Source organism: Pedobacter sp. UC225_61, assembly GCF_044452285.1.
Taxonomy (GTDB): Bacteria; Bacteroidota; Bacteroidia; order Sphingobacteriales; family Sphingobacteriaceae; genus Pedobacter.
Genome location: NZ_JBIOAL010000001.1, coordinates 3,349,937 through 3,363,968 on the forward strand (window position 1 = coordinate 3,349,937; position 14,032 = coordinate 3,363,968).

Here is a 14,032-nt window from a genome sequence, read left to right on the forward strand (position 1 = left end):
AGAGTTTTTAAATAAGAGGTGCAAATATAACGCGATTTTTCTATAAATGCAAGAGTGTTTAGTTTTTTATTTTAAATAGAAAATCAAACATAGTAATTCTTTTGTTTTTGTACTCCCCTTCTCAGTTTTTCCGGTAATCTAGATAGCTATCGGAACCGAATCTCGTTAGTTCAAATTAGGCAGTACTTAGCGTTCAACTAAATCTATTTAACCGTATAGTTAAAAATTGCTCTACCCACTTTTCCATCAGCATTAATACCTTCAACCACTACTTTATATGTTCCAGTGCCATCTGCATTAAAATAATTCAATGTTTTTTTATTCTCTTTATCAATGATCACATTAGGGTTCCAATAGATCGTTGAACGTAAATCTTCTTTAGCGATGTTACTTGGTGTATATTTTGGCGAATAAAATTCTTTATATGCATCGAAACCTTGAGTTCTAAAACCTATAATACCTGGAGAAGTACTATGTTTATACGAACTTCCTGTTTTGGTTGAAACTAAAATTATTCCTCCAGCACCCCCACCACCATAAACGGTTGTTAAGGCTGCATTTTTCAATACTTCTACTACAGCAATATCTTCCACAGGCATCGCTTCTATAAATTCCTGAGCTACTGGGCTTCCATTTAAATAAAATTGAACTACTGCATCGCCATCTCCACCTGGCACATTTGTGTTTCTATTTCTAGATAAAATCATTTGTCCATTAATTTTAGACATGCCTCCACCCCATTTATCTAAGTAATCAAATAAATCTATTGCATTCACAAGTTCATCTCCAGTAATTACTTTATCCGCATTTCCTGCTCCATTCAAGTTTGATGATCTTGCTAAAAAAGCATCCTTTTTAGCCTGTCCTTTAATCTCAACCGCTTTTAAAAGTATAGCGGAATTATTTTTAAAAGCTGTATAATCAGCAGCGTATTGTTTCTTGATATTCTCAGTATATGCACTCATATCTGCCGCAGCAACATTCCAGGTATCTGAAACAGTTTTATACACTGGATTTAAGGGTTGGTCTAAACTAAGCTTGATGTTACTTTTATCTTTATTTTTAGCCTGAATAATAAAAGAAACACTATCCATAAAGCTTAATTCGTCAAAGCGAAATTTACCATCCTTACCCGCAGTAGTATCTGTAGTAAAAATAGATCCCTTACTAGAAAGTAGCCTAATTTGTGCATCTGGAATTGGTTTTCCGCCCATCGTAGTCACAATACCCGAAATAGTTATTCCTTTTTCCACTTTATACGTTAAAGGTGGTGCCGTGTTATTAAGCACTTGGTCCCATTTAAATCTTCTCCAACCGTTTGTAAGCAATAAATAATCCAGATGTTTTGCAGCATCAGTGTTTGATTTGTTAAAATAATAACCAGGGTTTTCGATATACCCTTTTAAGTCTGATGTTAATAATAAATTAGATAGAATGTTGTTTTCTTCATCTTCAGAAGATTTCACTTTACTTTCATCAGTTACAGCTATAGAATAACTTCCTAATCCAGTTTGTGTTGCATGGGTTAAATCTAACGTTAATGCTACTTTATCTTTTTTAGTGTAGGTAGATTTATCCGTTGTTAATGCAATTTTTAAATCATCATTATGATTAATGAAAACTAAACGTTCTGCAACTGGTAAATTATTCGAATCGAATACTGTTAACTGTGCTATCCCAGTAGAAAAATCTTTTTTCGGAATAATAGTAGTAATAGTTGCTGCTGATTTTATTTTAGCACCATACTTAACTACTCCGTTATTTTGAGCTACAATTACCACATCCTTTTCACCAACTAGTTCTGGAGAGATAGTAATTTTTAGTAATAGGTTTGTGGTATCTAAATTATTAACAGCTAGAACATACCCAGCCTTTTTTACTACTGGCAATGCTACCTTTTTAGATTTCCCATCTTCATTAAAAACTGCACTATACACTTCACCATCAACTGGGGTGATGGCAAAAATACCCATACCAGCATGACTTGTTTCAAAAGACGTTACTTTCTCATTGTTCTTGTTCACAATATCGCCAGAAATTGCTTTACCATAACCAGTTTGATCTATGTATTTAAATGCTATTTTAGAACGAATACCTACAATCATGTTACCGCTTTCTGGAAAAAAACTAAGCTCTGAACTTCTAGTATTTTTTTTGACCACTGGTGCAATGGCTGTAAATGGATTTTCTATTTTAATAGCTTTTTTAAAGAAAAAATCTACTCCAAAATTCTGCATCCAAGGAGTATTTGCATAAACAACATAATTACCTTTTTTTATGCCGAATGGTAAAACCATCATCCCAACTCCCATACCAGATTCGAGTGGTATCTTTTTTGAAAACAAAACAGAATCCTTTTCATTTACCATATTCAGATTAAGTGTATTACTTAAGTTGGTAGGTAAATTATTTGCAGCGGTAACTGTATATGCTTTAAACCAAATTGTATCGCCCGCAGCGTAATATGGCTTATCGAAATGTAGATGCACCTTTTCTTGAGGTCTTTCTGAATTATATTTATGCAATGACTTTACAATCTTCGCAGTAGGATCTTGCGCATTTACGAGCAAAGAAATAGTTAGCAATAAGCTTAAAGAAGCAGCAGCAATTAATTTAGTTTTCATTCCTTAAATTTTAATACAATCTAAGAAGAAACTAACTATAAACCTAGTGCTAACTTTAATTTTACATATCCAGTTTTACTAACAGGTAACCAAATGCCTGATTTTAATAAGACCACGTAACTATCTTTTTCTTTTAATTCTATTTTAGTTACTTCTGCTAAATTAATAATGTACGAACGATGAATGCGAATAAATTGGTCTGCATCAAGGGTTTGCTCAAAGAAACTCATCGTTTTATTTTTATGGAAATTTCCTTCGGTTGTACTCAATTTTACATAATCATCGTCTGCCTCTATGTACTGTAGTTCTGTTACTGGAATAATTTTAATTACCCCAGCATTTTTAACGACAATACGATTATTTTGTGCAGGCGATAAGGCTGCAGTTTCTAGCAACTCATTACTGTTTTCGCCTTTGGCTAGTTTAGCAGGCAGTTTTTGCATTGCCTGATCGAAGCGAGTCCTTTTCTATCGGCTTTAACAGATAATCTACTGCATTCACTTCAAATGCCTTTATAGCATACTCATCAAACGCTGTGGTAAAAATTACTGCAGGATGCTTTTCAACCAACTCTAACATTTCAAAACCACTAATTTTTGGCATTTGAATATCTAAGAAAATAAAATCAGGTTGATGTAGATTTATAGCCTTTAAACCCTCAAAACCATCGCTACATTCGGCAACAATTTCGATATCAGGATACGATTTTAAATAATGTTTAACTACATCCCTTGCTAAGGCTTCATCATCAATTAGTATCGTTCTTATCATCTTTTTGAGGTATTTTAAGCGTAGTAATATACAAATTATTGTTTTGGGTTTCGGTTTGCAATAAGTTGCTATCTGCAAATAATAAGTAAAGTCTACGTCGTATTGCTGATAAACCAAACCCTGTGCCTTTACTTGCTGTCATTTCCGGATCGTATGGATTTGCTACACAAATCACTAAGGCATTATTTTCTAATTTAACTTTAATGGTAATGGTAATCGCTGCTGAAGTATTGTATAAGCCAAATTTGATTGCATTTTCTACAATAGGTTGCAACAAGGTTCCTGGCAAATATAACCCCAATGTGTTTTCTTCAATTTGTACATCAATGGTTAATCGATGACTAAAACGTACCTTTTCTATATCCAAATACAATTGAATGTATTCCATTTCTTCGGCCACACTAACCCAAACTTCATCATCACGTTTTAAGGTACCGCGTAAAAAAGCAGCCAATTTAGTAATCATTGTACCCGCTTCTGTTGGGTTTACAATAGTTAAGGCATACACTGAATTTAAACTATTGAATAAAAAGTGTGGCTGTAATTGATGCCTCAGCTTGTTAAGTTCTGCCTCTTTTGCTAAATTCTGAGCAGCTAATAATCTACCTTGTGTTTCAGATTGTTCTTCTAATCTGTACCACAAAATATTTGCTAAAGCACACCAGGTTAAACATAAAAAAGCGACTATAGCCCGGTATGGAAGTGAAAAATCTAAAAATAATTGATAATCCTTTTGGTTAATGAACAAGTAATTAAGTCCATATTTTGCCAAAAAAACAATAATAGCCGTTAATATTGCTGTTAACAATAGCAAAAATAACATCCGTTCATTTTTAGGCTGGTAATAGCCTAACATGTTGCTAATAATTATACAGCCAATGGCCAATAGACCATTACTTAAAATGCTATCGGCCAAGGCAATTTGCCAATTCAAATTTAACGTGTAGTAAATAAAAAGTGCACACAGTGCAATCCAACAGACAAGAATAGCGCCTGAAACTATTTTTATTTGCTTTATAGATAATGGGGTTGTAGTCAAAACACGAGGTCTAAAATCTGATTAATAGTTTCTTATATCTACCCCGCCAAACATCGCTATTCCTCTAATAATTAATATTTTATGTTGTCCTTCAACAATCGGCTGCACACTTCTTTTATCATCTAAGCCACCAAAAATTGCAGTTACTTCCGGTTTTACAATCCACCCTGGCGGGATGATAATTTTACACCCTCCGAAAATTGCGGTAACATCAATAATAATTTCCCCTTCAAAATCTGCTTGAGTTAAGTTTAAATCACAACCACCAAAAACTGCTGTTATTTCTCCACCCTTAAAGTTTTTAGAATAAATACTTTGATGACTTCCTCCAAAAACATTTACAGAATCTAAATAATCGTTGCTATTCGTTTTTTTTTCATCAAGTGGTGATGCTTCAACTGTTTCAGCTCCAGGATAAGCCTGAAAAGTATCTGGTTCCCCAAATCTTTTTTTCCACCTTTTATTTCTTCTTCCACAACCCCTATCTCTGTGACTAAAACTACTTTTAGGTTTAAGAATGATAAATAAGCCTAGTATCACTAACATTGCTGGAAAAACAACTTTACCAAAATCTATTTCGCTACCAAATGCTTCTTTAAAGGTGAAAAACGAACCTATCAGTATCATGATAAACCAACCGCTGTTTCTAAAATTGTGTTTAATTCCAATAAATAAACCTATTAAGATTAATATATTGCTCCAATGCCATAACCAATTAGGTAGATCTAATCCTAAATTATCAAGCATTAGAAGTGAGCCGATACCTACTATTAGCAAACCTGCCCAAACCTTGCCAGAACGATTTGCTATATCACTATTATTATTTTCCATTTTTATTTCCTTTAAATAAAATGAGCTCTCATGAATTTATTCATTTAGCTTCATCACGATTTCATTTGTGTTATAATTATACTCAAATGTAGAACGAACTTTTACATTAGCAAATAGCAGACTGCTATTTATGAGCTTATTCTCGGTAAAAAGCATTAATTACTCGGTAAAAAATCAACATTCATTTGTCTTAAAATCAGATCGCAGTAGAGGATAGTTCGAGTCTTGTTCGACAAAATGTCCAATTCTCACAAACTGACTAATCCAAAATTGGCACTTAACCAAAGTTAAACTAGAGCTTGACTCGAACACTACCAAAGCATAAGTCGCAGTAAGGTCGCGGTAAGGTCGCCTTAATGTCGCGGTAAGCACCAAGAAAAAATTTAGACGTGGTAACGGAAATCGTTATGGGATGGATAGTTTTTAAATATACTTTTTTTGGCAAAAGATGCAGTAAATTATTTGTTAATTTAGGCATTTAAATTAATGAAATTAACCATGAAAAGATTATTCAGCATTGCTGTTTTATTGTTACCGTTGTTAGCTAGCGCTCAAGATATGAGCAAACATTATAAAGTTTACGACGTAAAGAAGCAAAAAATAGTAACTCTTGATGATATTGTAACTGATTTAGGTAAGGCTAATGTTTTATTTTTTGGCGAAGAACATAACGATTCTACTGGTCATTATTTAGAAGCTACGTTATTTAAAAAGATTGCCGATGCGTATCCTGGTAAGGCAACTTTGACTATGGAAATGTTCCATACGGATGTACAACCTGTAATTAATGAATATTTGAAAGGCATCATCTCAGAGAAAAATTTTATTAAAGAAGCTAGAGCTTGGAATAATTATAAAGATTATAAACCAATGATTGAATTGGCTAAACTAAATAATTTGGATGTAATTGGCGGTAATGCAGCTGCTCGATACAGCAATGCTGTTACACGTAGCGGATTAGAGATTTTAAATCAATTACCAGAAAGTTCTAAGCAATTTATTGCTCCTTTACCTATTGACACTGCTACAGGTAGATACAATGATAAGTTTATTGAAACTTTAGGTGGACATAGTATGGGTGGCATGAAAGTCTATCAAACACAGAATTTTTGGGATGCTACAATGGCATGGAGCATTGCAAAATACGCTAAAAGCAATGCAAATAAAAAGATTTTTCAGGTGAATGGTCGCTTTCATAGTGATGAAAAACTAGGCACATTGGCAAAACTGAAGAAATATGCACCAAAATTGAAAATCTTAAATATCTCCTCTTTCTCTGCTGAAGATTTTGCGCAACCGGATTGGAGCAAATACAAAGATTTGGGAGATTATATCATTATAACTGATCCTACTTTGAAAAAAACCTTTTAATAAAAAAGCCTCCAATTAAATTTGGAGGCTTTTTTATTGGCTATTTATTTTTCAATAAATCTCTTATTTCTGTTAACAGTATTTCTTCTTTAGTAGGTGCTGGAGGAGCTGTAGAAGTCTTTGCTTCCTCCTTACGTTTTAACGAGTTTATTCCTTTTACCAAAAGGAAGACCACTAATGCTAATAAAAAGAAATTCAAGGCTACAGTCAAGAAACTTCCATAGGCAAAAATTGCAGTTTCTGGAATTTCTCTGGCTTTTTCGAGGGTTGTACCATCAGGCACATTTCCTTTTAATACAATATATAAGTTACTAAAATCTGGTTGTCCAATTATGGAAGAAACAATTGGCATCACTAAATCTTTAACCACACTATCAATTATTTTACCAAATGCACCACCAATAATTACACCGACTGCAAGGTCCATTACATTGCCTTTAATTGCAAATTCTTTAAATTCTTTTACAAAACCCATAGTTATTTGTTTTAGTTTAATTTAATAGAAATAAATATATCAAATTAAGCAAATAAACTGCGTAAAAATTTAAAAAAAAGAATTATAACAGCCTTTTGCCTTAATTTTAAAGCAAATGCTTATTTTTGGAAATTAAAACTGTTACTTCTACTATATGCTAAAGCAACATCTACAACAAAAATTACTTCAAAAGCTATCTCCGCAGCAAATACAATTTATTAAATTGTTGCAGGTACCTACTGTTGCTTTAGATACGCGTATAAAAGAAGAGCTAGAGGAAAATCCAGCACTAGAAGATCCTAGTTTAATGACTGCGGATGAACCTGTTAATGAATATGATGATTTGAATGAACGCGATGATTTCAATCAAGAATCAAGCGAGGAAAGTAACAATACAGATGAGTTTAACGTAGAAGATTATTTACAAGACGATAATACGAACGATTACAGCACTTCTTACAACAATGGAGATGATGACGAAGAGAAAAAAGAAACTCCAATAGCCATTGAAAGTACTTTTTTTGAAAGTTTACAAGAACAATTAGATCTTGTTCCTTTATCTGATACAGATTTTATTGTCGGCAAACAGATTATTGGCAGCTTAGATGATGATGGCTATTTACGTCGTCCAATTACTTCAATGATAGACGATTTGGCTTTCTCTCAAAATGTAATGGTAGAGGAAGAGGATGTATTAGAAATGTTGAAAGTAATTCAAGGTTTTGATCCTCCTGGTATTGCTGCTCGCGATTTACAAGAATGTTTGTCGCTTCAATTAAAGCGTAAGGATGTAAATAACCCAATTATTAAAAAAGCGATTGCGATTGTAGAACATCATTTAGATGAATTTACACGTAAACATTACGATAAGTTAGAAAAATCTGTCGGCTTAAATAGTGAAGAATTAAAAGAAGTTGTTGCTGAAATTTTACGCCTAAACCCTAAACCAGGCGATTCTAATCAAGTAACGACAAAACAGCTTCAAATTATACCTGATTTTCACATCAGCAATAATGATGGTATTCTAATTTTAACATTAAATTCTAAAAATGCTCCCGAATTAAGAGTGAGTCGCTCTTATATGGATATGTTTGATCATTACGATAAAGCCGCTCAGAAAGATAAAAAGTTAAAAGAAGCAGTTCAGTTTGTGAAACAAAAACTTGATTCTGCTAAATGGTTTATTGATGCCATTAAACAAAGACAACAAACTTTGTTAAAAACCATGAATGCGATTATGCATTACCAATACGAGTATTTTTTAACTGCTGATGAACGTAAAATGCGTCCGATGATTTTAAAAGATATTGCTGATAAGATTGGAATGGATATTTCTACCGTTTCCAGAGTTGCGAATTCTAAATATGTACAAACAGAATTTGGTACATTCTTATTAAAATCATTTTTCTCTGAAGCTATTCAGACTGAAAATGGCGAAGAAGTATCTAATAAAGAGGTTAAGAAAATACTAGAAGATTGCATTGGCAATGAAGATAAACGCAGACCTTTGGCCGATGAAAAATTAACTGAAATCTTAAAAGAAAGAGGTTATAACATTGCTAGAAGAACAGTTGCTAAATACCGTGAGCAAATGAACATTCCTGTAGCGAGATTGAGAAAAGAGCTTTAATTGATGTTTCGATGGTTCGTTGTTTAGGTTCTTCGTTCTGGATAAGCTTTACATTAAGCCCTCTTTCCAAACCAACTAACAAACAAAAAAACTAATCAACCACCTTACCACATTCTCATCGTACTCATTACTTGATATACATTATTCAATTGTAAACCCAATACAATTTCGTGGCTACCATAACTCACTTTGTTTAATTGTGAAGTTGTAAAATCGTACGAATACGTTAAACTGATGAGCTTATTAATGTTTAATCCTGCCATTGCAGAATAAGAGTCATTATATCTGTAACTTCCACCAACCCAAAAACGATCTTTAAAAGCAATCTTTAAGTTTGCATCTACAGATAATGGTGATGGATTCACATATTTAACCATTACTGAAGGGATAGCCGAAATATCTTCGTCGAGAAACAATTTATACCCTGCGGTAAAAAAAGCGTGAGGAACTTCTTTTCCGCCCTTGTAATTAGGATCACTAGTAAATGCTAATTTTTGAGGTAAGATTTGTTGTACCGAAGCTCCCGCAAAAAAACGTGCGCCATATAACCAAACGCCCATGCCTAAATCTGGCTTAACCTGACTTGTTATAGTATTGTTTAAAGCTGGGTCATTTGGGTTTTCTAAAGTAAGTTCGTTTACATTTAACCCAATTCTAGTAATTCCAACCGCAGCACCAACTGATAAATTCAGAGTCCCCGACAGCTGAAGATGATAGGCATACGTTAAATTAGCATCTAATCGAGAAATTGGCCCAGCCTTATCTAAAACTACTGTAGCACCCATACCATGATGTGCTGGCGATGCTGTATAATTTTGCATGTAATTATCATCCATAGGATTATTTCCTTTTTCTGGCATAGACAAAGGATTTCTCCATAAATAATCGCCCCCCTAAACTCCAATGTGCAGCAGCAAAAGTAGTTTGAGGTGCACCTTCAATACCCGACCATTGTTTTCTATATCCAGCTTTAAAATCAGTGTAATTTTCTATGCCGCTTAAGGCAGGATTTAACAAATAATTATTAAAAATATATTGGGTATACTGTGGCCTTTGCTGACCAAAAGAAGACAAGCTTATTCCAATTATAAAAATGATGAGGTAGTAACTTTTTTTCAAAACTATCTTATAATGGTTAAACTCCCTGTTATACTTTTTCTTCCGCTATTTGGATTGATAATATAGTAATAAGTTCCGACAGGTAAGGCTTGATTTTTATAATTCCCATCAAATGGTACAGGATAACCTTTACTATAAAAGACCCTTTGGCCATTTCTATCAAAAACTTCCACATTACAATTTGGGTAAGTATCCAAATACTTTACATTCCATACATCATTTACTCCATCTCCATTTGGTGTAAAACTATTGGGAGCATTCACATTTTGCAAGACATGAACATATACTTGATCTACGGTAATACACCCTTGATCTGAAGTAACTGTTAATGTATATTGTGTATCAACTTCTGGTTTTGCAATTGGATTTAAAATATTATCAGCACTTAAACCCATACTTGGTGTCCATTTATAGGTTAACCCCGTACCAGTAGCATTAGCTTGCATTTTTTTCTCACCACCTACTAAAATATAAAAGTCTGCACCTGCATCAGTTGTAGGAATTGGATAAACTTCAATATCTTGTCCAATGCTAACGGTACATCCATTTTGAGGTGTAAATGTATAGGTGATACGGTGCACGCCAGGGCCAGCAAGTTTCGGATCAAAAGTGCCATCAGATTTTATACCTGTACCACTGTATATGCCTGAACCATTTATTCCTGAATTTTCCTTAGCTTGATTGATGATGAACTCCCCAACATTCTCACAAACAGCAGAAAGAGGAGTAAATGTTAACTGTGGGGCTGGTTTTATGGTAACGTTATGAGTAATAGGCAGGTTACAATTTTCACCAGAATAAGCTACTAATTTGATGGTAAAGGTTTTATTTGTATTTCCTCCAAAAGGAGCATAAGCTAAAGGGATGTCATCACTTATTGGAAGTTTTGGATATGGGATACTAATGAAACGTGTAGGGTCATTTACAAAGTCTGGATAAATTTCTAACTTGGTTATACTACCGAAAGCTGCTGCTGATGTACTGTTTATGATTACATCATTACCGCTACATAAATTTGTTTCATTTTTAATTGTAAAATCGGCTTTAACAACTGCTCCATTCACTGTAAATGGATATGATTTTTCATCAGTACAACCATTTACATTTGTAATGGTAAGCTTAACTATATAATTACCAATTGCATTATAAGCATGTTTACCATCTTTTTGTGTCGAAGTATTTGCAGTTCCCGAAGTTGGATCTCCAAAATCCCATACATAGGTTAAACCAACATCAGTCCCATTTTGATCTTTTGATTTATTAATGAAATTGGCAAAACCATCTGCTAAACAAAAATCAGGAGTAGTAAAATCTGCAATTGGCAAACCTGTAACTACTATTGAATGGGAAACACTACTTGTGCAATTTTTGTTGGAGGTTGTAGTTAAAGTAATCGTATAGGTACCAGCAGTTGTATATTGATGACTCGGTGTTGATGAATCAGGCCTATCTTCACTTACGCCATCACCAAAATCCCAGTGCCAGTTTACTATTTTAGCATTCGTAAAAACTGATGTACTAATAGTTGATTGATCTGTAAGTATGAAATTTGTATTTATACAAGTAGTGGGTACTACAAATTTTGTATCTGGTACAGGATAGATCGTAATGGGTTGTGAGAAAACATCAGACGTACAACCGTTCTCTGCACTCACAAATAGTTTTACCGTATACGTACCCTCAACTGAGTAAGTATGTTTGGCACTTGTGTTTCGATCTTTCACTAGTGTTGTACCGTCTCCAAAATCCCATGTTCTATCTCTAATTACTTTTCCAGCAACATTTGGATTACTAGCATCCGTAAACGTAACTTCTTGATTAGCACATTTTTCGGTAACAGCAGTAAACAACGCTGTAGGTAAAGGATCCACCGTAAAACCAACACTTAATTCTTCTGTAGCACCACAAGCATCAGCAGATGGCTTTGTGGCGGTTACTCTAAAAGTATAATCTCTTGGAGTAGGATAAATAATTGGTTTAGGATAAAAATAAGTGTAATAATCTATGCCATTAATTGGAGTTGGAGGACCTTGGGGAGTTGGATTAGTTTGGGTAACTAAGCCATCGCCATTTTCTACATCCCATACTAATTGAGTAGGCTGATAAGGTAAATTAATTTTTAGATTGATGACTTCGTTGATACAACCTACACTAATTGGCTGATTTGTAGCAGCATTTTGGGGTTGAAAAGTAAAATTTTGAATATTAGCACCTGCTAAATAAGCATACGACTCTACATTTCCATATCCATACGCGATAGCAGAAAAACCACTAGCTGCCGTAAGTCTATGCTGAGGTTGTGAACCTGTTACATTTATAATTGCATAACTATATTCAGCATCTATTGCAATAAATCCTGTCACCGGGTTACCATCTAATCTGAAAGAAGCTACATCAGCTGTTTTAATGATTATATTTAAAAAATATCGATCAATATTTGTCAAGTTTCCAACTACAGCTTTCAAATCAGAAAAAACTGTAATGTTATTTAAAGTTTGTTCTACTGGATTTAAAACTGTGATTTCTGGATCACCTGGGTATTGCACATTGTTATTATTAGGATTATTTATGTTGCAACCTTGAGTAGTTTGATATTGAGCAACAGAAATAGGCTTATCTGCCGAAATTACATTCCCGCCACTACTAGCGTTAAAATAACTTACCCCCTTTGCATAGACATTTGTTGTACCATTTATTGTAATAGAGGTAGCATCTTGTGCAACAATAATTTTTAAAATATCTGTATTACCATGTGTTGTATTAAAAAATGGAGCAGTTACAAATTTTTTACCCCATGCGCTCACAGGAAAAAGTTGTTGGTATAAATTATCTCCACTACTAGGATTTATAGGACTACCTTGTTGACAAAAAGCAGCCCATGTATTACCAGAAAAAACTGCTATAGGCTTACAACCATTAGCCGCTTTAACATGACTACCAGATAAATCGCCTACTGCTTGATATTGATAAATTTCGCCTTTATTTAACGTTTTAGTATAAGATACACCAGCTAAGTGCTTTCCAGTTTTCTCATCTTGAGTAGGTGTAATTTCTATATCAGTTGCATCTGCCGTTGCAATTATGGTAAACTCAGCATAAGCACCATTGCTAGCCCGACTCACATGACTAAAAGTATAATATTCTTTGCCTAAGGTATTGGTTGGTAAAACCATTGTACCGCCTGTACGAGCATTATTAGAAATTACACTATACAATGAAATTGGTTTATCTGTTACAACATGAATAGCCATATTAGACTCTACAACATCTGAACTCCCAATATATACAGTATTCACAGTAGGGTCTATAGTTACAGGAAGACAAGTATTAGCGGCGATTGGTGCGTTAGGAGCTACCGTGCTACTTTTAATTAATGTATTCCCAATATAAATTTGATAATTGGTAACTTGATCTGCAGATAAAAACAATGTCAATCTTGATGCTACACCATCAATATGTCCGCTGTAAGCAACATAAAAATCTTTACCCTTATTAGATGTATTTTGCGCTAGTAGATTTTGAGAAAATCCTATTAAAAGAAATAAAGTAATTGCTAGACAAAGTTTCTTCGCCAAAGTATTACCTATCAAAAGTTTAGAGCGCATTTTACAATAATAATGTTTATTTACATACTAAACTGATGATTTTAAAGGAATTATAAAAAACAGTGTTACATCTTACGAAAGCAGGTTTTGTCGAGCAATAAACTCTAATTGTCTATTTGCTACCAACAACTTCTCTGTAAGTTCCTTATTCTCCTTACGAAGCGTATAAATTTCAATTGCTTTTTCAATATTAATCCTTAAATCCTCTTCCATCCAAGGCTTTTGAATATATCGATACACTTGACCTTTATTTATCGCATCTATTACAGCATCAATATCTGTATAACCTGTCAATATCATGCGTATTGGATCTGGATGTGCCTCTAAAATAGAAGCTAAAAACTCCACTCCTGTTGTTTTTGGCATCCGCTGATCTGTTATAATAATATGTATATCTTCTTTATCTAAAATTTTCCTGCCCTCATCTGCAGATTCGGCCGTAAAAATCTTATACAACCTACGATAAGTGGCTGCAAATGCACTTAAATTGTGCGGTTCATCATCAACATATAAGATGTTTGTGCTCATTAGGGATCGTAATAAAAGATAAAAATACTTTTTTATTAT

General features: G+C 33.8%; 10 protein-coding genes and 1 pseudogene. 2 read left to right on the forward strand and 9 right to left on the reverse strand.

Annotation, left to right across the window (positions count from 1 at the left end; all coding sequences use genetic code 11):
* Positions 1-203: 203 nt before the first annotated feature.
* From ACHMWN_RS15250 to ACHMWN_RS15265, 4 genes and pseudogenes are all read right to left on the reverse strand, one after another.
* Positions 204-2,624: a DUF1416 domain-containing protein gene (locus ACHMWN_RS15250; protein ID WP_397302791.1), complete on the reverse strand. Its 2,421-nt coding sequence runs from the start codon at positions 2,622-2,624 to the stop codon at positions 204-206.
* Between the two features lie 35 nt (positions 2,625-2,659).
* Positions 2,660-3,395 (reverse strand): annotated as a pseudogene (locus ACHMWN_RS15255) (LytR/AlgR family response regulator transcription factor).
* Positions 3,373-4,329, reverse strand: coding sequence for a sensor histidine kinase (locus ACHMWN_RS15260; protein WP_397302794.1), 957 nt, complete (start codon positions 4,327-4,329; stop codon positions 3,373-3,375). Before ACHMWN_RS15260 ends, ACHMWN_RS15255 begins: the two are co-directional and overlap by 23 nt.
* A gap of 126 nt (positions 4,330-4,455) precedes the next feature.
* Positions 4,456-5,265: a LiaF transmembrane domain-containing protein gene (locus ACHMWN_RS15265; protein ID WP_397302796.1), complete on the reverse strand. Its 810-nt coding sequence runs from the start codon at positions 5,263-5,265 to the stop codon at positions 4,456-4,458.
* Between the two features lie 498 nt (positions 5,266-5,763).
* Between ACHMWN_RS15265 and ACHMWN_RS15270 the strand changes: the two genes are divergently transcribed.
* Entirely contained in the window at positions 5,764-6,636 is an 873-nt protein-coding gene (locus ACHMWN_RS15270; RefSeq protein ID WP_397302799.1) for a ChaN family lipoprotein, read from the forward strand.
* A 40-nt stretch (positions 6,637-6,676) separates the two neighbouring features.
* On the opposite strand, the gene mscL is transcribed toward ACHMWN_RS15270, so the two are convergent.
* Positions 6,677-7,111, reverse strand: coding sequence for a large conductance mechanosensitive channel protein MscL (gene mscL, locus ACHMWN_RS15275; RefSeq protein WP_397302801.1), 435 nt, complete (start codon positions 7,109-7,111; stop codon positions 6,677-6,679).
* A gap of 154 nt (positions 7,112-7,265) precedes the next feature.
* Here mscL and rpoN point away from each other — a divergent pair, with 154 nt between their 5' ends.
* Positions 7,266-8,741 (forward strand): RNA polymerase factor sigma-54, encoded by a 1,476-nt coding sequence (rpoN, locus tag ACHMWN_RS15280; RefSeq protein WP_397302804.1) that lies wholly within the window; start codon positions 7,266-7,268, stop codon positions 8,739-8,741.
* Between the two features lie 104 nt (positions 8,742-8,845).
* Here rpoN and ACHMWN_RS15285 read toward each other — a convergent pair whose 3' ends face one another.
* The 4 genes from ACHMWN_RS15285 to ACHMWN_RS15300 all read right to left on the reverse strand — a co-directional run bounded on the left by ACHMWN_RS15285 (position 8,846) and on the right by ACHMWN_RS15300 (position 13,993).
* A complete protein-coding gene (locus ACHMWN_RS15285; RefSeq protein ID WP_397302806.1) occupies positions 8,846-9,601 on the reverse strand; it encodes a type IX secretion system membrane protein PorP/SprF in 756 nt (251 codons plus the stop codon).
* Positions 9,582-9,860, reverse strand: a complete 279-nt coding sequence (locus ACHMWN_RS15290) for a type IX secretion system membrane protein PorP/SprF (RefSeq protein WP_397302809.1) — start codon at positions 9,858-9,860, stop codon at positions 9,582-9,584. Before ACHMWN_RS15290 ends, ACHMWN_RS15285 begins: the two co-directional genes overlap by 20 nt.
* A gap of 2 nt (positions 9,861-9,862) precedes the next feature.
* Positions 9,863-13,465, reverse strand: a complete 3,603-nt coding sequence (locus tag ACHMWN_RS15295) for a PKD domain-containing protein (RefSeq protein ID WP_397302812.1) — start codon at positions 13,463-13,465, stop codon at positions 9,863-9,865.
* 72 nt (positions 13,466-13,537) lie between these two features.
* Entirely contained in the window at positions 13,538-13,993 is a 456-nt protein-coding gene (locus ACHMWN_RS15300; protein ID WP_182921919.1) for a response regulator, read from the reverse strand.
* Positions 13,994-14,032 lie beyond the last annotated feature (39 nt).